Below are 19,421 nucleotides of genomic sequence, written 5' to 3' on the forward strand. Positions count from 1 at the left end.
CGGCGGGGATGGCGGTGTCGTTGACGTATGCGACGGATCTGTTCGACGAGTCGACGGTTGCCTCATTTGCTGAACGATTCGAGCGGATCATCGGTGCGGTCGTTGCTGATCAGTCGATTGTCTTGGGTGACATAGATATCCTGGATGTCGACGAACGCAGGATGTTGACGAACGCCGATGGCACGACCGAAATGCCTCAAAGTCGGCTGGTCGATATACTTACTGCCGCCTGCGAGGTCGATCCGACTGCGATTGCAGTCCGAGCTGGTAGTCGATCAGTGACTTACGGGGAACTCGATGAGATGTCATCCAGGCTTGCCAGGGTTCTCATCGGACGCGGAATTGGCCCCGAATCCATAGTGCCGCTGGTTTTTTCTAGGTCGTATGAGATGGTGCTCGCGGTATGGGCGGTTGCAAAGTCGGGGGCGGCATACCTACCGATCGATCCCAAACATCCGTCAGATCGAATTGAGCACATGCTCTCGGATTCGGGCGCGTCCTTTGGGCTGACAACCTCCGCTGTCTCGGAAACATTGCCGAAAATTGCTCAGTGGCTGATGATCGATGATGCACTGACAATGGAGATGTGCTCGGCTGAGGAAGCGTCGGCTATCCGCGAAACTGATCGAGTCTCAGTTCTGCGCCCCGAACATCCGGCCTACCTGATCTACACGTCGGGTTCTACGGGCAAACCCAAGGGCGTGACGGTAACTCATTCGGGGCTTCTCGGATTGCTGAATATCGCGAGCGAGTTGTACTCCGTTTCTAGTGAGTCTCGTATTCTCCATAATTGCGCGCCGAGCTTCGATCCATCGGTTCTCGAATGGATGTTGGCGTTCAACGTGGGTGCGACGCTGGTCGTCGTTCCTCCATCTGTGTTGGGTGGTCATGAGTTGGCAGATCTGATCCGTTCTGAAAGTGTCAGCCACGCGATCATCACTCCCGCGGTGCTTGGAACGATGGATCCCGATACCTTGCCTGATCTAGAGGTGGTTTCGGTCGGCGGCGACGTTACGTCTCCGGATCTCTTGGCCAGGTGGGCGCCGGGAAGGTCGTACTTCAATGCGTATGGACCAACAGAGACGACGATCATCTCGACGTATGCCTCATTGATTGCGGAAAGCCCAGTGACAATCGGCTCGCCGATCTCAGGCGTCACAGCGCTAGTGCTGGACGAGCAGCTGAATCCAGTTCCCGTTGGAACTCGCGGTGAGTTGTATTTGTCGGGTGACGTTCTAGCCCGTGGGTACTACGAACGGCGCGGGTTGACTGCTGATCGGTTTGTGGCAAACCCGTATTCGAACGGGGGTGCGCGAATGTATCGCACCGGCGATCTAGTGCGTTGGACCGCTGGAGATACGATGACGACAGACCTTCAGCTCGCGTACGTCGGCCGAAGCGATTTTCAGGTTAAGGTCCGTGGATTCCGAATTGAACTCGGCGAAATCGATTCGGCATTGCTGGCCTACCCTGGCATCGAGCAGAGTGTGACAATCGGCACAGAATTGACCTCCGGCACAACCGCGTTGGTGTCGTACATCGTGCCGACTGACGGGAGCGTAGTCGACACCTCGGATGTAACGAGTTACCTGTCGAAGTCGCTGCCGTCGTACATGGTGTCGTCTGCAATTGTGGTTTTGGACGCTTTGCCGATGAACACCAGCGGCAAGCTGGATCGTAGGTTGTTGCCGTCACCTGTGTTCGAGACAAGGGCGTTCCGTGCACCCGTCACGCACACGGAGCGTCTCGTGGCCGAGGTATTTGGCGAACTCCTCGGGGTCGAGGGAGTCGGGCTGGACGACGACTTCTTCGAGCTTGGCGGTAACTCACTGATCGCGATGCGCGCGGTATCCAGGCTCGGTAGCGCGATGTCGACGGACGTTCCTGTGCGAGTTCTGTTCACCAACTCGGGAGTTAGCGCACTAGCAGACAGCCTCGGAGTTGGAATGCGTGTCGGCTTTGAAACTGATCGCGACAATGCGATTCAGGTGATGATGCCAATTCGTGTGACAGGAACTGAGCGCCCACTGTTCTGCATCCACCCTTTGATGGGGCTAGCGTGGCCTTATGCGCCGCTGTCTGCTCACGTGGACAGAAATGTACCGATATATGGATTGCAGACTCCGGCCTTGACTGAGGAGGGGTTTGACGCAGAGACGTTGTCCGATTACGTGCATCGCTATGCCGACGAGATCATGAAAGTGCAGACAGAAGGGGCGTACCGAATTCTCGGGTGGTCGCTTGGTTGTGTTCTCGCGCAGGGGGTTGCTGCGCGGCTCGAGGAACTGGGTGGAAAGGTCAGCTCGCTGATACTCCTCGACGGTTCGGTCGCGAAAGTGGACGAAGCAGAATTCGCGGACGGTTTGCGTTCTGAGATCGGGAATATCGGTATCGCCCTCCACGAAGACGAGAAGCTGGAGGAATTCTCACTAGAGCGCGCTAGGGAATTGATGTCCCTGGTGGAAGGTGAGACAGTCGGCCTGACGGCTGAACGAATTCAGCGTCTGTTCGTCAGTATCGCCCGGATGCATCGGTTGATGAACGAGTACACCCCGCCGATCTTCGATGGTGAAATTGTGTTCGTCAGCTCAAGCGATGAAGGCTCTGCAGTGATCCGCGCAGAGATTTGGCGTCAGTTTGTCCGAGGCGCCGTTAGTGAGACGCCAGTCGATATTGCACACGTCGATATGATGTCGCCTGAAGGCCTGGCCTTGATCGGCCCGATTGTCAACACGGCATTAAGGCAGATGTGATCGCCCAGAACTTGGAAGCCCGACGGCGGCTCACCTGATCGATCGAAGTCGACGTGGGGTTAACCTGACCACGTCGACTTCCCCTACTATTGGTGTAGATCTTGTGAATTCATTCGGGAAGGCATTTGGACTGGGTTCGACGGCGGACGTCCTAGGGGTCTTCGATGAGATCGTTGGACGAGAAATCCTGCACTAACATTCCTCATACTAAGGCTGACTGTCGTTTGTGTTTTGGCCCTCGGGGTTATTTGCGGCAGAGGATTAGGCGTGCAGCGGGGCGAAGCCCGATTTGACCTGATCCTCCCATGCACTAGTGGCGTATGATCACACGTCACGATCGAGGATCCACACTCTTTTGGGCCCAAATAAGTGACGTCGAAATCACACGCTTCAAATCACCTCGACGATCAAGTGGTTTGCCCGGCTAAATGATTAGCGGGACATCGCCGATCCAGCGAAGGTGAAACGGGCGATCGGGTCTCTTGCCAATGTGAAGTTCAGCCAAGGGCCGACATCCCGGTGCAACTTGTCTCGATCGGGTAGTCTGCCGGAGTGCCGGTGTAATTCTCAGTGGTTATACCCGTTTACAATGAAGAAAAGTATCTCAAGTGGTGCATCGACGCTCTACTGAAACAAATCGAATTCATAACGGAGGTTGTTGTTGTTGTTGTTGTTGTAGAAAAAACTCAAATTACGCTCCAGCGTCGATCTTGAAAGATTATTCTGAAAAGATCGACAAGGTGAAATTGATTTCGGATCTTTTCCGGGGTGACGCAAGCATGTAATGCCGGTTTTGAAAAAAATTCTTCGTTAATTGTTCGGATTGATGTCGATGCCGCAGTTTCTGACGGTTGAGCCAAGTGTGTAATAGATTTCTTTACGTAACGCGATGATATTGCGGGTGCACGGGACTTTCTTATTTCTACGAAACGCCAATGTCAAACTATCGAACTCGGTCGCTTGATCGACAGGTGGAGCCTGGAAAGATCAGGGACATCCGGCCCCTTCCAACTTTGTAGGGAAACAATAAGGCAATTCGTAGAGAAGGCTTGGGAATCAGCGAGGGACGTTGTCAGTGTGTCCGATCAAATTCACGAAGATATTGATTTTACTATGTGTTCATTTATAAGAATTTGGCTAAAGTGCAACTATTGGTAATATGGGCGGAAATAGCGGGTCGCCGAGGATGGCCATCGCCTTTAGGGTATGATTGCTATATTGGTGCTTCGCGTAGGACTTATGCTCGACATGGTATCAAGACTCCGCTGTTGACCGCCCTTCTGGGAATTATTATATTGATGCCATATTGTCCTGTGGCCTTTTCATTTGGCGTACGATCCAGTTAGGGCGCATATGTTCGTGAGGAATCTCTTGCAGTCTAGGAGTGCGCGAGCTTTGCCATTTCCTCAGGCAGATGAGTCAACCAAGTACTGTGACGTGATAGGTCGCTAGGGTCAGTGGGATAGTCCGACTTGCTGGCCGAATTATTGGTTTCTTGTGAGCGAAGTCCCGAAGGTGATTTCGGTTGCGGACCTTGCAGAATTTGACTGCACCTCGGTTGCTGGTCTGTGCTTTTCTGACGATCATGTAAAAGGGGCCTAACGCCGATCGTCACTAATTACATTGGTTCATTACAAACTGTCGATCGAGCGCAAACTTGACCAGATCGAGCGTGTGGTTGTCTCGAACGAGGTCTCCGTGGCTGGTTGTGTTACCAGGGCAAGTGTCTTGAACCCAAACATTATCGACTAACGATCCGGGTCCTTGCGTCAGAAAGGTGGCTTCCGGGGGGGTCGAAATCTCATCACTAGCGGATGCGATGACAGTGTATCTGACACCCGGCTGAGTCTCAGAACCGGAGTTGAGGCTTGTCAAGAATGGCGCGCCATACAATTGCTGAACTCCGGCCGGCCCCCAGATGGCTTGGACCAACAGATCGCCTGGAAGGCCCATCGCAGACAAGGATCGCGCATTCGCCTGAAGTCCTCCGAACGTGGTCCCGTGATTTGTCGCGCCGAGAGTGACAACGGTGTGAACAACGTTTGCAGATGGGTCTGACGCATCTGCCCCACCATCAAACTTCAAATATTGACGGGCCACCACTCCGCCTTGTGAATGACCGACGAGGTCAACTTGACTGGCGCCGGTATGTGATTGCACGGATGCAACAAACGACGCCAATTCACGACTTGAATTGGAAATATCTCGGATCCCCCAGTGCACGACGTTCGGATTGAGAATCTCTTGAGCACCACCGTAATTCAGAGCAAAAACACAGTAGCCAAGGTCCGCGAGCTGAGGGGACAAGACATTCCAGGTGTCGGTCATGCTCATGCCAGTTCCATGGACAAGGACCACCGGGCGGGGATGTTCTGGCGTCGGCTTGCAACTCCAGTCGTTCGCACCAGCGGGCGACGCTCCCATCTCGGCGAACCCGGGCGACGGCTCTGGTTCGGCGATCACATGCGATGGTAGGCAAACCAGCAGTACGGCCGCGACGAGTGAGGGAACTAGGACGCGGCGCAGTTGTTTCATCTGTTTTCTCGATGTCTTCTCGGTACACGATTACGCGTTAACGAATGGATCCGCCGGCGCGGTGGCCGCGTTTTGATACGCGACCACCGCTCGTTATTAAATGCCCAGCGACTGCGCGATGAACGGCCAGGACTTGTGCAGATCATCCTGCCAATAGCCCCACGAGTGCGTACCGACTGGGCGGAAGTCGACCACTGCGGGGATCTTCAAGTCGAAGAGTCGCTTTGCCATGTTCGAGGTGCAGAGATTCGTTGCCAGCTCGATCGGACTTCCGACGACGATCTGATCGAACATTGCAGCGCGGCCGTCCTGAATACGTGGATTCGCTGGTGTGTCGTTGGGGAAGCCTGGCAGCCCGCTCCCGGTGCTCATGTAAATCTGAGTCCCCCGAAGCTTCTCTGCATTAACCAGTGGGTCATGTTCTCGCCAGCCGTCGCTGTCGAACGGACCCCACATGTTCTGGATGTCATCAACCCCGCCGATCCACTCAGTGGTAGTCCTGACGAACTGCTGTCCGAGGGGATCGCTGGTTTGCGCACAGCCGCTGTACGCCGCAACCGACTTGTAGAAACCTGGGTACTCGATGGCCAAATTGAGAACTGAGGTACCTGACATCGAGATCGCTGCCAAAGATTGGTCCCCGTTGCTGCCGAGTTGTTTGTTGAGCAGCGGTGGGAGTTCCTTGCCAAGGAAGGTACTCCACATGTTCTTGCCGAGTTTGGGGTCTTCTTTCTCCCAATCGGTGTAGTACGACAACCGGCCGCCAACAGGCGTTGCAACATTGACATTCTTGTCCTGGAAGAAGTCGACGACGTCAGTCTGGTACTCCCACGTTGCCGAGTCTTCGCCGCCGCCCGCGCCGTTGAGGAGATACAAGATAGGGCGTGGCACGGAGTTGTCCGCAGGCGTGATGACCTGAATCGGAACCGTGCGATCCATGGACGCTGCGTATACGTTGACGATCTGCTGGCGTTCGTTGATTTTTTCGACCGATTCGATGTACGAACCGTCCGCGCTTGACTCAGACGAGTCGCCATCCTGCTGGTGAGCAGGAGTCCCTGCACTCGCAATTCCGACTGGAATCAGCGCACAGGCCATGGTGAGGGCGGCAACTTCAGTTACACGCCGCCACACGGATTGATTCATTCGCGTCAAGTTACTTCCCTCTCGTTGCATGGTCGCATTCGGCGCAATTGCGGCCAGCGTTTGACGTGGTTCTCAGACTGCTAAGTCGGTTATTCGAACGCCATCGTTACGATCGGCAGTTCCGCCAAACCTGGTCGCCGCTGAATTCCAGGTCCTCACGCGGTTTCTGCTGCTCGTCGGAATCCCCTAATCGCCGGGAGAATGAACACTGCCACCATCCCCAGTGACCAGATCAGTGTCTTGATCATAGGCTCGGCCACCGGTCCTCCTAACGACAAACCCTTCATCGCGTCGATCGCCACAGACATGGGTTGTTCAGCGACAATGGGCTGTAGCCACTTCGGATAGGCGATGACGGGTACGAATCCCGAATTGAAAAACATCAACAGAGTGCATGAAATTGAAACAATCTCGACAAGTGGCAGATTCGCGGACACTGTTGCGAGTGCAGTCACCATCATTGCGAAACCAACACCAAACACAATGGGTAGAGCCAGGAGTGCCACAGCCGCGAGAGGGCCTTGGTTAAATCTGAAGCCAAGGGCGTATCCGACGGCGAGGATGACGATTGATGTGACGAGGACGCGGACAGCTTCAGCAATCATGCGTCCGACAAGACCTGAGGCGCGGTGTGCGGGTAGCGTCCAGAACCGGCTGAGCAGTCCGGATGCCTGTTCGCCTTTAAGTCCCACAGCGCTTGCGATCGATCCGAACATCGCGCCGACGAGAATGATCAGCGGCACGGTTCCGAATATGCTTGATTGCCCGGTTGCTGCGGAAATCGAATTGCCCAACACCACCCGGAACATCAAGAGCATGAACGCCGGATACACGAGGGCCTGAATGGTTGTCGAAGGGTCACGCATCCACGTGATCAGCAGTCGTTTGGCCTGAATCCAACTGTGCACGACAAGCGCATTGAGTGAATTCTCCGGCAACGCTTTGTCTGGGTATGGGAAGTTGAACCCCTCAGCAGGGCGGACAACTGCCATGAAACGATCAGTCGGCTCGCTCATGATCGCCTCAAACTTGCCCAGAAGGCGAGCGGTGCAAATACCGCAATCAACCCGATTGTCCACGCCACCACTGGGAACAACACGTTCCAACTTACACCGCCTTGCGCGAGATCACGCATGGCGAATGAGAACTGGGATACTGGTTGATTTCGAACGAATGGGCGGATCCATTCGGGAAAGCCAGTTTCGGGCGCAAATCCGCATGACAGCATCCCGAGGATAAGTTGCGGCAACGTGAGCGCCTGGCTTGTCGCTTGAGGGCTCTTCGACAGCGAGCCGATTGCGTCGCCAGCGAAGGATAGACATGTACTGAAGGCAAGGGCAATCGCGCAGAACAGAGCAGCCTGAGCCAATCCGGCCGAGAATCGGAATCCAATTAAGTGCCCGAAGGTCAACGCCGCGGCAAGGGCAACCGTGGATCGCACAAACCCACTGGATTGGCGGGACAGTAAAGGAACCGGCCCGAACACAGGCATGGTCTTCATTCGGTTGCTGAAACCTGTGATTGTTTCAGTCGAAGCCATTTGGGCAGCAGAGATCGACGTGAAAGCCATGGCTTGCAGCACGATGATGGGCATCAGAAACTGGGCGTAGTTGATGCCCTGAAGCTGCATGACGAACTTCAGCGGGAGGTAGAAGCCGATCGTGAAAATCAGCGGCGCGATGACGGCGATCAACAATTCGTAGCGCTTGACCATCGATTTGACGGTTCGGGCCGTCAGGACCCACCACTGATTGATCGCGGACGGGTGAGGGCGGCGATGCTTGCCGACGCTCAAGGCTTCGGGAACCGCAATTTTACTGAGGGATCCGCCTCGAACCGTGACCTGATCGACCCCGAACTTGGTTGTCGTTGTCACTGTGTCTCACTTACGTGCTGCTCACCTGTGAGTGAGAGGAAGACATCGTCGAGTGACGGGCGGCGAAGTGCGATGTCAGCTAGCGGTATTCGCGCGTGGTCCAAACGGCGTAATGCTTCTGAGAGCGTTCCGGCTCCAACAGGGGCAGGTATGGCGATTCGGCCACTCTCCTGCGCCAGGTCGAATCTGAAGTCACGCGGGACGAGATTTCCGAGTGCGTGGACCGCGTGAGCCAATTGCTGAAGATCCGAAGGGACGATCTCACAGAAGCTTGCACCGGTTCGAGCCTTCAGTTCATCGGCCGTTCCCTCGGCGATGACCGCGCCTTTGTCGATGACGATGATGTTGTCGCTGAGTAGATCCGCTTCCTCGAGGTACTGAGTTGTCAGGAGCACCGTGATGCCCTGTTCCTTCAGTGATTGGACCAACGACCAGACGCTCTGTCGACTTCGCGGATCCAGACCAGTTGTCGGTTCGTCGAGGAAGACAACCTCGGGTCGAACGACGAGACCGCACGCGATGTCGATTCGTCGCCGCATACCACCCGAATAGTTTCGTACGACGCGCGATCCGGCCTCGACGAGATCGAACTGCGAGAGAAGGTCGGCAGCCCGGACCTTCGCCGACATCCTGTCGAGTCCCATCAAGCGACCGAACAGTTCGATGTTCTCGCGCCCTGTCAGCGAATCGTCGAGAGCCGCAAATTGGCCCGTCATCATGATGGAGCGTCGAACCTCGGGTGCGTTTCGCACTACGTCGTAGCCTGCAACGGTCGCGCGCCCACTGGTTGGGCGGATGAGCGTGGAAAGCACCTTCACCGTGGTGGTCTTGCCTGCGCCGTTCGGGCCCAGGATTCCGAGCACTGTGCCGCGTGGGGCGACGAAGTTGATCCCCCGCAGCGCGTGCACGTTCTTGAAAGACTTATGTACGTCCTCCACTAGTACTGCTGCGTCCGTGGAAAAGGGCATCAACACTCCGCTGTCTGCATGGTCGGAACGGGCACGCGCTCCCGACGGGCGCACAGATGCCTTCTGTCTCATATCTGCGTTCTCCGGTCAGATGTTACCGGAGGGGTTGGCCGGAACTTCGGTCGTCGAGCTCAGTCGTCTGTGGGAAACGGGTCTGCCAGCGACTCTGCAGGCGTCGATCACCCTGAAATTCACCTTGTGTCAAAAGTCACATGCGCTTGATCCGGCTGATTTCTAACATCTTCGATCACGTTGCCAGGCGATAGGGTTGGTATTAGCGCAGGTAGTTCTTCTCGATTGCGAATAGGATGGTCTTGCCTGGTTCGCGGGTTAATCCGCTCCATGTCCGTTTTTTCCAGCGGGCGCTAGGGCAGTCGCGGTTGGCAATCCGTGCTTTTATCGACAAATGGCGAACTCGACACTTTCGGCCGTAGGTCGTGAACATGACGAGTGCGAGTACATTGCGATTTGCGTTGACGCATTGTTGGCGCGGTGGCTACGTCGACGATATTATAGTCGTGGGCATTAATTGTCCGATGACACAGCAGAGTCAATCAAGAATATGTTCGGCGGAGTCGAAGATTTACACGTAGCGGCATTATCGGTCGAATCGACGCGGAGATAATCGTGAGGCTCGGGCGGGCTGAGGGTGTGCACGAACTCTTTTGTCGTCACGAAGATTTCTTCCGAATAATGCATGACCTAGGTTGTGAAATTCTAAGTGAGCCCCGATCGAGGTGCAATCTTTCCGTACAGGGCTTGAATCCCACTGTAATCCTGTAGGAATAGTGAATTTTCTGTCGCAGATTCGACGTCGTCGAGCATCTTCTGTCCGCCGGTTACGGCTTCGATCTCCATGATTGCTCGCCACGCGCCGAAGTCGGTCCCGCTGAAAGCGCGCATGGCGCCCTCGAAGCCTTCCAACAGATAGCTGCGATCTCCACGATCCAGGGAATCCCAGACCAGCACCGCCAGTTCCCCGGCAATCGAAGCATGGCAGTACTCGTCGCGAGCGTGCAACCGGATTGTCGCGCGGTTGATCGACTGAACGCCCGGATCGTCCGAGATCAGGTCGAGGTATGCGGTGATCGACACCTCGGCGACGGTCATGAACGCCAACTGTGTCAGGGCAATCTTGCGAGGCCCCTCGGCTGCGTCGAGGGCTTGCGCCTGCGTGCGGACCGTCAGGACGTCGGGCAATGCCTTGGCCGGCAGCCCCCAGCCCCTGCCTCGACGGGTCGCTGAACTGGCATTGAAGTGCATGAGCGTGTGATATTGCTCGTCGACCATCGCCTGATTGACCGCCACTGCAGCCCAATCTCCGAGACCGACGTTAAGTCGGTCTTCGGCGAGAACGTCGAAGCCGGGATTGACGACGTACTTCTCGATGTCCATGACGTTCTTGTTGAACGCGATCCATGCCCAGGCTTGCAGGCGTTGCTTCTGCTCGGGGCTCAATGCCAGGTAGATCGGATGCTCCGCGAACGGGAGAAGTGCTTCGGGGTAGTCGGACAACGACGAATCGAAGAGATCGTCCAGTTCCGGCTCCGCCTTCTTCACGGTTGCCCGGCGCGCCCAATTGCTCGCAAGGCGGCGGACGATTGCACTCTCGACCGGATCGGAGGCGTCGTACTCCGGGAGGCTGGGCGGACTCACTCCAGGTCTCATCGTGCCCTACTCTCTGTGCCCTTCGGCGATCTCTCTGTGCCCTTCGGCAATGCGATCGAACAAGCTCTGGCACTCCGCGTTCAATTCGCCTGAGCGATTGTCGAGCGCTGCGTCGGCGGTTTTCATCAGCGTCGTGAAGTCGCCGAGGGTTTCGGCCGCCCTGTCCACCTGTGCGGTGGCATCGAACAGTGCTTTTCGTGTCGCACCTGCATACGGATTGCCCGCTTGCACGTCCCAGTACACCTCCGGCTCGCCGCCGGCTACACGCGCCAGGAGCGCGAGCAAGGTCCGATGCGGGGGAGGGGCGACCGCGAGGAGTTCGTCCGCGGAAACTCCGAGTTCGGCCAGGGCAACGCCGAAAGCCAGCACCGACGCGTGTGTCAGAACCTGGGTAGCTGCGGCCAACCGGTCGTGACGATCGGCGTCCATCACCGCGACCGACGCGCCCCACGAGCGCACGACGTCGAGGAATCTGTCGGACTGCGGACCGCCGACGTACGGCACTGCGATGACGGCCCGACCGCGTGGCCCGAGCGACGGACGGAACATGGGGTTGAGTCCGAGGAACTCCACTTCTCGGCCGGCGTCGGCGATTGCTGCGTCCATCCGCGATTTGACCGACAGCGTGTCCACAACGAGAGCGCCGGATGTCCGAAGGCTCGGTAGTGCGGCTAGAGCGACCTGTTCGGGAACCGCGAGCACGATGATGCGCGAGGACTCCACGTGCGCGAGGACTTGCTCACTGGGTTTCGTGATGTCTCCGACGACTACATCTCCGTCGGGATCGCTGCCTGCTGGGTCGACGACGGTGACGGTCGACCCCCCGGCGCGAAGCAGTTCGACGAACATGGATCCGACGGCACCCAGCCCGCCGACAACCGTCGCTGTGCCTGATGTCGCCGTCATGGCTGGATCTACCCGCCGTACTCGAGGACCCGCGAGGACACCGCATCGAGCGCACGGAGCAGCGTGGACGCCTTGACCGTGGTCTCGTCGAATTCTTCTTCCGGATCGGACAACGCTGTGATGGCACCGCCGATTCCGAAGGTCACGCCGCTCTCGGTGCAGACCAGCGACCGGATCACGATCGAGAGGTCCGCGGCGCCACCGAGCGCGAAGTACCCGATCGATCCCGAGTAGACCCCACGTGGGCCGGATTCGAGGCGGTCGATGATCTCCATCGTCCGTACCTTCGGGGCGCCGGTCATCGATCCACCGGGGAACGCGGCACGCACACAGTCCACCGCCGACGACCCCGGACTCAGATGTCCGCGCACCGTCGACACCATTTGGTGAACGGACGAGTACGACTCGATCGCGAACAGCCTCGGAACGTGGACACTTCCCGGAACGCAGACCTTGGTGAGGTCGTTGCGGGTGAGGTCCACGATCATCAGGTTCTCGGCGCGGTCCTTCTCGCTGTCGAGCAGGTCCTGCCGTAGGGCAGCATCACGCGCTCGGGTGACGCCGCGCGGGCGGGTCCCTTTGATCGGCTTGGACTCGACGTTGCCGGCCGAGTCGACACGAAGGAACCGCTCAGGCGAGGCCGAGACCACCGAGATGCCGGTGAAGTCGAGAAGTGCGCTGTACGGCGTCGGATTGATCGAGCGCAGATACTCGAACGCCTGCTGTGCATCGATCGTCTCGTCGACGCTCGCCATGTTGGTCAGACATACCTCGTAGGACTCACCTGCCCGGATCTCCGAGAGGGCCGTTCCGATCAACGACAGGTACTGATCGCGATCATGCCGAAGGCGAGCCTGCGTCCAGACGGTGTCGCTGATCAGCGGAACGGGGGTGCGTTCCGGAAGGTCCGCGCCGATCCGCGCCAGGGTGTCGACGGTCGATTCGAGCCAATCGTCATAGCCGGCGTCCCGGACTTTCTCGCGCAACCTCAAAACGTGAGTGCGGCCCGCGGTGTGATCGATGACGACGGCGCGATCGGCAAACACCAGGGCGGCATCAGGAGTGGGTGCCGGATGGACTGCCCTTCCTCCGGTCTGTGCTTTCAGTTCGTAGCCGAGGTAGCCCACGTAGCCGAGGTTGAAGTCGAGTTCCGGATGCGAGGGCACGAAGCGTGTCGCGAGTTGTGCGTCCAAGTAATCGAAGAACTGAACTCGAATGTGCTCGTCGGACAAGCCTTTTCGGCTGACAGTCAGTACCTCGGCTTGCACGTCGTACGTGATGAACTCGGCCAGCGGCCCCGACGAATCGCCGAGAATCGAAAAGCGCGCACTCGGCTCTGCGGTTGCCGCGCGGTCCAGCCAGAACGCGTTCGGGCCGTCGGCGAACAGTGCTGCATAGGCCGCCGACGGGTCCACTGCAAAATCGAGAGTCACGTCGTCGACGTCGTAGTTGATCGCCGGCCGCAGGTCGGGTGTTTGCGGAACAGGTTCGGGTCGGATCACCGAATCCAGAGTGCGTCCGACGGACAGATCGCGGAAGTTCGCGAGCAAATCTATGCCGAACTCGGTGCTGATGGACTCCGGATGGAACTGAACGCCCCACATCGGCTTGGTCCGGTGCCGGACACCCATGAGCAGACCGTCGGACGTCCACGCGGTACGAACGAAGGCGTTCGGCAGATTCTCGACGGTCAACGAGTGGTAGCGAACAGCTCGGAACGGCGACGGAAGTCCGGCAAAGATGCCCGAGCCGTCGTGATCGATCAGCGAAATTCGGCCGTGCATCGGGACGGGCGCAACCACCACGTCCGCGCCGAACAACTCGCACAGGCCCTGGTGGCCGAGACAGACACCGAGAAGTGGGAGAGGCGCTTCTTCGATGAAACGGCGGCTGATTCCGAAATCACGGTCGCGATCCGGCCGGCCGGGACCTGGGGAGATGACCACGTTGTCGTACGACGCGAGATCGAGGGAATCCCAATCCACGTCGTTGCGGACCACGGTCGGCACAACCCCGTTGACCTCGGTCAACAGGGTGAACAGGTTGTAGGTGAACGAGTCGTAATTGTCCACCAGAAGGGTGCGGGAACTCATGTCGATGATCCTGATCTCGGTCCGACGGATTCCCGAACAGTGTCCTCCTCCTCAACAGGTGCGTTGATCACCAGGTCTTCGAGTCGACAGGTCTCGGCAATCATCAGCTCGTACAGGGCGTTGAAGAAGTCAGGAGAGAGGTCGTGTCTACGAGCGAATTCACGCGCCCGCTCCTGCACGACGCGCACGCGGCCGGGTTGCATCATCGGAACCTCGCGGGAGCGCTTCCACTCGCCGATGCGCAGGCAGAGTTCCAGCCGCTGCCGCACCGTCTCGAGTAGTAGAGCGTCGATGGCGTCGAGGTCGCGCCGGAAGCTGTCCAATCCCTCGGCCTCGTCCGGATACGACGAGGTCTGCGTGCCTGCTTCGGAACTCGTTGTGGTCAAGAACTCTTCCACGAGGCCTCCCGGTGCTCGGCGTGACGCGAGGTCGACAATGTGGTGCCCGGAACGCAACCCACCTCCGGACACCGGCACCCCGACCGACCATCGCCGTTCGGGGAGGTGTTCCACGATCGTCATTCGCCGAAACCTGCGGTGGTGCCTAATTCTGCGAAACCTGTTTGGCGGGCGAATCAGGTTGCGATGCAGGCGGGTTCGTGAGTGCCTACTTGGGGGAGACCCAGGTGGTGATTTCGGCGTGGACTACTTCCTTGCCGCCCCGGTCGAAGATCGAGATGGGAACGAGAAGTTCCGTGCCACTCTCGATCGCCGCGAAGTCCGGCAAAGTCTCGAGTCGGGCGACCGCCCGCAGGCCGGTCTCGGCCTTGGCGAGGTAGTCGACCTTCATGGACTTGGGGATCCAGCGGTGCGAGTTCGGAACCGTCGCTTCGCTCAGCATGCCCATCGCGACCTCCGCGAGGTTGCAGGCAGCGATCGCGTGGAAAGTGCCGAGATGATTGTGGACGCCCCACCATTTGGGGGAGCGGACCTCGCAGAGCCCTGGTTCCAACTTGGTCACCCGGGGGAGAACAGAGGCGAAATAGGGCACGCGAATGGACATCGCCGCCGAGAAAACTGCATGTCCGAGGGCGTTGTCCGGCAATTTCTGCCATCCGCGATAGGTAGGGCTGGAGGTAGTCATAGGCGTATCTTACTTCTGAGTAAGGTTGTTGTCGCGCAGCTCACTCGGAAAAGGCAGTTCGGGGGAGTTGAGGATTTGGGCCAGGTACGGCATACTGGTCGGGTTGCCTTGTCCGGGACGCGGTCGATTGCGGCCGTGATCGGGTAAGGGTAAGACGTCACAGACGATCGATCGCAGATCCCGTCAGGGTAATCGGGTCAACGACTGTGACCATGCAAGACGAGAAGTAATGCAGGACGGAAGCAGTACCTACTTTGTGTTCGACATCGAACACGTCCGGTACGCATCACGCGCCAGATAATCGAAAGATTGTCCGGCGCAGGATGAGTGAGAAGGCGACACGCCCGACCGCGTGTACCGGAGAACAATGACAAACGAACAGCGGCAGCAGATCCTGATCTCGATCCGAATCTCGGTACTCCCGAGAACTTGGACTTGGTCCCGATCGCTTCAGTGTTCGTCGTGTCATCGTCCAGGCAAGGACTGTGCAGACGAGGTAGCTCGAGCCTGACCAGGCGGGCTACGAAACGCGGCAAGAAAAGGACACTAAGCGTGGCGGGACAAAAGATCCGCATCAGGCTCAAGGCCTACGACCACGAGGCGATCGACGCGTCAGCGCGCAAGATCGTCGAGACGGTAACCCGTACGGGTGCCCGCGTCGTTGGACCTGTGCCGTTGCCGACCGAGAAGAACGTATATTGCGTCATCCGCTCGCCGCACAAGTACAAGGACTCGCGCGAGCACTTCGAGATGCGTACTCACAAGCGGCTGATCGACATTCTCGACCCGACGCCGAAGACGGTTGACGCGCTCATGCGCATCGACCTTCCGGCCAGTGTCGACGTGAACATTCAGTGACGGCGGAGACAAAAACAATGACTGATACCAAGATCAAGGGAATCCTGGGCACCAAGCTCGGCATGACCCAGGTCTTCGACGAGAACAACCGGGTTGTCCCGGTCACCGTCGTGAAGGCTGGGCCGAACGTCGTAACCCAGATCCGTACCGAAGAGCGTGACGGCTACAGCGCCGTTCAGCTCGCGTTCGGCGCCATCGACCCGCGCAAGGTGAACAAGCCGACTTCCGGCCAGTTCACCAAGGCTGGTGTGACCCCGCGTCGCCACGTAGTGGAGCTCCGCGTTGCGGACACCTCCGACTACGAGGTCGGCCAGGAGCTCACCGCCGAGGTCTTCGAGGACGGCGCATACGTCGACGTCACCGGAACCAGCAAGGGCAAGGGCTTCGCCGGAACCATGAAGCGTCACGGCTTCAAGGGACAGGGCGCGTCGCACGGTACCCAGGCTGTTCACCGCCGCCCGGGCTCCATCGGTGGCTGTGCAACTCCCGGCCGCGTGTTCAAGGGCATGCGCATGTCCGGACGCATGGGTAGCGACCGCATCACGACGCAGAACCTCTCGGTCCACAAGGTGGATGCAGAGAACGGCCTGCTGCTGATCAAGGGTGCGATCCCCGGCCGCAAGGGCGGCCTCGTGATCGTCAAGAGTGCAGTGAAGGGTGGTGCACGGGCATGACCAGCACCGAGACCAAGTTGACCCTGGACGTCAAGGTCGCCGGCGGCAAGACCAACGGCACCGTCGATCTCCCCGCTGAGATCTTCGACGCTCCGGCCAACATCGCGCTTCTCCATCAGGTTGTCGTCGCGCAGCTCGCAGCTGCTCGTCAGGGAACCCACTCCACCAAGACCCGCGGCGACGTCCGCGGCGGTGGCAAGAAGCCGTACCGCCAGAAGGGCACCGGCCGCGCACGCCAGGGCTCGACTCGCGCACCGCAGTTCGTCGGCGGCGGAACCGTTCACGGCCCGCAGCCGCGTGACTACAGCCAGCGCACCCCCAAGAAGATGAAGGCAGCCGCTCTTCGCGGAGCCCTCTCTGACCGCGCACGCAACGAGCGCATCCACGTCATCACCGAACTGGTTGCAGGGCAGACGCCTTCGACCAAGGGCGCAATCGCGTTCCTCGGCGAGATTTCGGATCGCAAGAAGCTGCTGCTCGTCGTGGGTCGCCAGGATGTAGCCGCTTGGAAGAGCGTGCAGAACCTGGAAGGCGTGCATCCCATTGCACCCGACCAGCTCAACACCTACGACGTGCTCAATGCAGACGATGTCGTGTTCAGCGTCGAGGCACTCAACGCGTTCATCCACGGGCCCGCAGAGAGCGCTCAGAACAAGGAGGACGCCAAGTGAGCACCATCGCTGACCCCCGCGACATCCTGCTCGCTCCGGTCATCTCCGAGAAGTCCTACGGACTGATCGAGGAAGGCACCTACACCTTCCTGGTGCACCCGGACTCGAACAAGACGCAGATCAAGATTGCCGTCGAGAAGGTCTTCGGCGTCAAGGTGACCAGCGTCAACACCGCCAACCGTCAGGGCAAGCGTAAGCGGACCCGATTCGGTTACGGCAAGCGCAAGGACACCAAGCGCGCGCTCGTGACCCTGTCCGCTGACAGCAAGCCCATCGAGATCTTCGGAGGACCGGTCGCGTAAGCGCCGGGACTTGACGAGACATAGAGGACGAGAAGACTCATGGCAATCCGTAAGTACAAGCCGACAACACCGGGCCGTCGTGGCTCGAGCGTCTCGGACTTCGCCGAGATCACTCGGTCGACCCCCGAGAAGTCGCTGGTTCGCCCGCTGCACGGTCGCGGTGGACGTAACGCACACGGTCGTATCACCACCCGTCACAAGGGTGGCGGACACAAGCGTGCATACCGACTGATCGATTTCCGTCGCAACGACAAGGACGGCATCCCGGCAAAGGTCGCTCACATCGAGTACGACCCCAACCGCACAGCAAACATCGCACTCCTGCATTACGCAGACGGTGAGAAGCGCTACATCATCGCCCCCAAGGGCCTGGTGCAGGGTTCACCGGTCGAGTCCGGTGCAGGCGCCGACATCAAGCCGGGCAACAACCTGCCGCTGCGCAACATCCCGACTGGTACCACCATCCACGGTGTGGAACTGCGTCCCGGCGGCGGAGCCAAGATGGCTCGTTCCGCAGGCGCCAGTATCCAGCTCCTCGGTAAGGAAGGCAGCTACGCCACGCTGCGTATGCCTTCCGGTGAAATCCGTCGCGTCGACGTGCGCTGCCGCGCATCCGTCGGCGAGGTCGGCAACGCCGAGCAGTCGAACATCAACTGGGGCAAGGCCGGCCGTATGCGTTGGAAGGGCAAGCGCCCGACCGTTCGTGGTGTCGTGATGAACCCGGTCGACCACCCGCACGGTGGCGGCGAGGGCAAGACCTCAGGTGGACGCCACCCGGTCAGCCCGTGGGGTAAGCCTGAAGGCCGTACCCGCAAGAACAAGGCAAGCGACAAGATGATCGTCCGTCGCCGCCGCACCGGCAAGAACAAGCGCTAGGAGGGAGTGAAGGATGCCACGCAGCCTTAAGAAGGGCCCGTTCGTCGATGACCACCTCCTCGCGAAGGTGGATGTACAGAACGAAAAGGGAACCAAGCAGGTCATCAAGACCTGGTCCCGTCGTTCGACAATCATCCCGGACTTCATCGGCCACACGTTTGCAGTTCACGACGGCCGCAAGCACGTCCCCGTGTTCGTTTCCGACTCCATGGTCGGACACAAGCTCGGAGAGTTTGCACCGACCCGCACGTTCAAGGGTCACATCAAGGATGATCGGAAGGCGAAGAGGCGATGAGCAACACCGAAACCGCCAACCCGACTGCCAAGGCTGTAGCGAAGCACGTTCGCGTTACGCCGATGAAGGCACGTCGAGTTGTGGACCTGGTCCGCGGGCGCTCGGTTGAAGACGCCCTGAACATCCTGAAGTTCGCGCCGCAGGCAGCGAGCGAGCCGGTCGCCAAGGTGATCGCCTCCGCAGCAGCCAACGCCGAGAACAACCTCGACCTCGACCCCAGCACGCTTGTCGTTGCTACGGCGTTCGTGGACGAGGGCGCGACCCTCAAGCGGTTCCAGCCGCGTGCACAGGGACGTGCGTTCCGTATTCGCAAGCGCACCAGTCACATCACCGTGATCGTGGAGAGCCTGCCGAAGACCGGAACATCGACCCGTAATCGCCGGAAGGGAAGTGCTCAGTAGTGGGCCAGAAAATCAACCCGCACGGCTTCCGTCTCGGCATCACCACCGACTGGAAGTCTCGCTGGTACGCAGACAAGCAGTACGCGGAGTACGTCAAGGAAGACGTCGCGATCCGTAAGCTCCTCGCCACCGGCATGGAGCGCGCAGGAATCGCGAAGGTCGAAATCGAGCGCACCCGTGACCGTGTTCGCGTGGACATCCACACTGCACGTCCGGGCATCGTCATCGGCCGCCGCGGCGCCGAAGCCGATCGCATCCGCTCCGAGCTCGAGAAGCTGACCGGCAAGCAGGTTCAGCTGAACATCCTCGAGGTCAA

General features: G+C 58.9%; 20 protein-coding genes. 10 read left to right on the plus strand and 10 right to left on the minus strand.

Annotated features, from left to right (window positions below; translation table 11 throughout):
* The first annotated feature begins 20 nt into the window (after positions 1 to 20).
* On the plus strand, positions 21 to 2,753 hold the full coding sequence (locus QM609_RS28535; RefSeq protein WP_283337641.1) for a non-ribosomal peptide synthetase: 2,733 nt from the start codon (positions 21 to 23) through the stop codon (positions 2,751 to 2,753).
* Positions 2,754 to 3,323: 570 nt separating this feature from the next.
* Positions 3,324 to 3,467: a glycosyltransferase family A protein gene (locus QM609_RS29335; protein WP_080961135.1), complete on the plus strand. Its 144-nt coding sequence runs from the start codon at positions 3,324 to 3,326 to the stop codon at positions 3,465 to 3,467.
* A gap of 900 nt (positions 3,468 to 4,367) precedes the next feature.
* Here the strand turns inward: QM609_RS29335 and QM609_RS28540 are convergent.
* The 10 genes from QM609_RS28540 to QM609_RS28585 all read right to left on the minus strand — a co-directional run bounded on the left by QM609_RS28540 (position 4,368) and on the right by QM609_RS28585 (position 15,028).
* On the minus strand, positions 4,368 to 5,288 hold the full coding sequence (locus tag QM609_RS28540; protein WP_047270226.1) for an esterase/lipase family protein: 921 nt from the start codon (positions 5,286 to 5,288) through the stop codon (positions 4,368 to 4,370).
* 96 nt (positions 5,289 to 5,384) lie between these two features.
* Positions 5,385 to 6,434 (minus strand): alpha/beta hydrolase, encoded by a 1,050-nt coding sequence (locus QM609_RS28545; protein ID WP_050656632.1) that lies wholly within the window; start codon positions 6,432 to 6,434, stop codon positions 5,385 to 5,387.
* Between the two features lie 155 nt (positions 6,435 to 6,589).
* Positions 6,590 to 7,450, minus strand: coding sequence for an ABC transporter permease (locus tag QM609_RS28550; RefSeq protein ID WP_047270224.1), 861 nt, complete (start codon positions 7,448 to 7,450; stop codon positions 6,590 to 6,592).
* Positions 7,447 to 8,310 (minus strand): ABC transporter permease, encoded by an 864-nt coding sequence (locus QM609_RS28555; RefSeq protein ID WP_047270223.1) that lies wholly within the window; start codon positions 8,308 to 8,310, stop codon positions 7,447 to 7,449. The genes QM609_RS28550 and QM609_RS28555 overlap by 4 nt, the downstream gene beginning before the upstream one ends.
* The gene (locus QM609_RS28560; RefSeq protein WP_037129211.1) at positions 8,307 to 9,278 is read right to left on the minus strand and encodes an ATP-binding cassette domain-containing protein; all 972 of its coding nucleotides are present in this window, start codon (positions 9,276 to 9,278) and stop codon (positions 8,307 to 8,309) included. Before QM609_RS28560 ends, QM609_RS28555 begins: the two co-directional genes overlap by 4 nt.
* Before the next feature lie 717 nt (positions 9,279 to 9,995).
* Positions 9,996 to 10,946 (minus strand): diiron oxygenase, encoded by a 951-nt coding sequence (locus tag QM609_RS28565; protein ID WP_076949011.1) that lies wholly within the window; start codon positions 10,944 to 10,946, stop codon positions 9,996 to 9,998.
* 6 nt (positions 10,947 to 10,952) lie between these two features.
* Complete coding sequence (locus tag QM609_RS28570) at positions 10,953 to 11,852, minus strand: prephenate dehydrogenase dimerization domain-containing protein (RefSeq protein WP_050656634.1); 900 nt, start codon at positions 11,850 to 11,852, stop codon at positions 10,953 to 10,955.
* An 8-nt stretch (positions 11,853 to 11,860) separates the two neighbouring features.
* Complete coding sequence (pabB, locus tag QM609_RS28575; RefSeq protein WP_076949012.1) at positions 11,861 to 13,945, minus strand: aminodeoxychorismate synthase component I; 2,085 nt, start codon at positions 13,943 to 13,945, stop codon at positions 11,861 to 11,863.
* The gene (locus QM609_RS28580; protein WP_042922406.1) at positions 13,942 to 14,466 is read right to left on the minus strand and encodes a chorismate mutase family protein; all 525 of its coding nucleotides are present in this window, start codon (positions 14,464 to 14,466) and stop codon (positions 13,942 to 13,944) included. The genes pabB and QM609_RS28580 overlap by 4 nt, the downstream gene beginning before the upstream one ends.
* 85 nt (positions 14,467 to 14,551) lie before the next feature.
* A complete protein-coding gene (locus QM609_RS28585; RefSeq protein ID WP_003940943.1) occupies positions 14,552 to 15,028 on the minus strand; it encodes a hotdog fold domain-containing protein in 477 nt (158 codons plus the stop codon).
* A 552-nt stretch (positions 15,029 to 15,580) separates the two neighbouring features.
* Between QM609_RS28585 and rpsJ the strand changes: the two genes are divergently transcribed.
* The 8 genes from rpsJ to rpsC all read left to right on the plus strand — a co-directional run.
* Complete coding sequence (gene rpsJ / locus QM609_RS28590) at positions 15,581 to 15,886, plus strand: 30S ribosomal protein S10 (RefSeq protein ID WP_003938093.1); 306 nt, start codon at positions 15,581 to 15,583, stop codon at positions 15,884 to 15,886.
* A gap of 17 nt (positions 15,887 to 15,903) precedes the next feature.
* Positions 15,904 to 16,560 (plus strand): 50S ribosomal protein L3, encoded by a 657-nt coding sequence (rplC, locus tag QM609_RS28595; RefSeq protein ID WP_003940826.1) that lies wholly within the window; start codon positions 15,904 to 15,906, stop codon positions 16,558 to 16,560.
* Positions 16,557 to 17,231: a 50S ribosomal protein L4 gene (gene rplD, locus QM609_RS28600; RefSeq protein ID WP_003940723.1), complete on the plus strand. Its 675-nt coding sequence runs from the start codon at positions 16,557 to 16,559 to the stop codon at positions 17,229 to 17,231. The genes rplC and rplD overlap by 4 nt, the downstream gene beginning before the upstream one ends.
* A complete protein-coding gene (gene rplW, locus QM609_RS28605) occupies positions 17,228 to 17,533 on the plus strand; it encodes a 50S ribosomal protein L23 (RefSeq protein WP_003940990.1) in 306 nt (101 codons plus the stop codon). The genes rplD and rplW overlap by 4 nt, the downstream gene beginning before the upstream one ends.
* 39 nt (positions 17,534 to 17,572) lie before the next feature.
* Positions 17,573 to 18,409 carry a 50S ribosomal protein L2 gene (gene rplB / locus QM609_RS28610; RefSeq protein ID WP_003940895.1) on the plus strand — a complete coding sequence of 279 codons (837 nt, stop codon included), beginning with the start codon at positions 17,573 to 17,575 and terminating at the stop codon, positions 18,407 to 18,409.
* A 13-nt stretch (positions 18,410 to 18,422) separates the two neighbouring features.
* On the plus strand, positions 18,423 to 18,704 hold the full coding sequence (rpsS, locus tag QM609_RS28615) for a 30S ribosomal protein S19 (protein ID WP_003940820.1): 282 nt from the start codon (positions 18,423 to 18,425) through the stop codon (positions 18,702 to 18,704).
* On the plus strand, positions 18,701 to 19,105 hold the full coding sequence (rplV, locus tag QM609_RS28620) for a 50S ribosomal protein L22 (RefSeq protein ID WP_003940717.1): 405 nt from the start codon (positions 18,701 to 18,703) through the stop codon (positions 19,103 to 19,105). Before rpsS ends, rplV begins: the two co-directional genes overlap by 4 nt.
* Positions 19,105 to 19,421, plus strand: a 317-nt coding sequence (gene rpsC / locus QM609_RS28625; protein ID WP_283337642.1) for a 30S ribosomal protein S3, incomplete at its 3' end; no start/stop codon positions are given. The genes rplV and rpsC, both read left to right, overlap by 1 nt.

This window comes from Rhodococcus sp. IEGM 1302, from assembly GCF_030056935.1.
In the GTDB taxonomy this organism is placed as follows: Bacteria; Actinomycetota; Actinomycetes; order Mycobacteriales; family Mycobacteriaceae; genus Rhodococcus_F; species Rhodococcus_F qingshengii.

Coding starts and splice junctions, on each gene's coding strand:
- QM609_RS28540 (WP_047270226.1), bottom strand. CDS start 5,288: ATGAAACAACTGCGCCGCGTCCTAGTTCCCTCACTCGTCGCGGCCGTA.
- QM609_RS28545 (WP_050656632.1), bottom strand. CDS start 6,434: ATGAATCAATCCGTGTGGCGGCGTGTAACTGAAGTTGCCGCCCTCACC.
- QM609_RS28550 (WP_047270224.1), bottom strand. CDS start 7,450: ATGAGCGAGCCGACTGATCGTTTCATGGCAGTTGTCCGCCCTGCTGAG.
- QM609_RS28560 (WP_037129211.1), bottom strand. CDS start 9,278: ATGCCCTTTTCCACGGACGCAGCAGTACTAGTGGAGGACGTACATAAG.
- QM609_RS28565 (WP_076949011.1), bottom strand. CDS start 10,946: ATGAGACCTGGAGTGAGTCCGCCCAGCCTCCCGGAGTACGACGCCTCC.
- QM609_RS28570 (WP_050656634.1), bottom strand. CDS start 11,852: ATGACGGCGACATCAGGCACAGCGACGGTTGTCGGCGGGCTGGGTGCC.
- pabB (WP_076949012.1), bottom strand. CDS start 13,945: ATGAGTTCCCGCACCCTTCTGGTGGACAATTACGACTCGTTCACCTAC.
- QM609_RS28580 (WP_042922406.1), bottom strand. CDS start 14,466: ATGACGATCGTGGAACACCTCCCCGAACGGCGATGGTCGGTCGGGGTG.
- QM609_RS28585 (WP_003940943.1), bottom strand. CDS start 15,028: ATGACTACCTCCAGCCCTACCTATCGCGGATGGCAGAAATTGCCGGAC.
- rplC (WP_003940826.1), top strand. CDS start 15,904: ATGACTGATACCAAGATCAAGGGAATCCTGGGCACCAAGCTCGGCATG.
- rplD (WP_003940723.1), top strand. CDS start 16,557: ATGACCAGCACCGAGACCAAGTTGACCCTGGACGTCAAGGTCGCCGGC.
- rplB (WP_003940895.1), top strand. CDS start 17,573: ATGGCAATCCGTAAGTACAAGCCGACAACACCGGGCCGTCGTGGCTCG.
- rpsS (WP_003940820.1), top strand. CDS start 18,423: ATGCCACGCAGCCTTAAGAAGGGCCCGTTCGTCGATGACCACCTCCTC.
- rplV (WP_003940717.1), top strand. CDS start 18,701: ATGAGCAACACCGAAACCGCCAACCCGACTGCCAAGGCTGTAGCGAAG.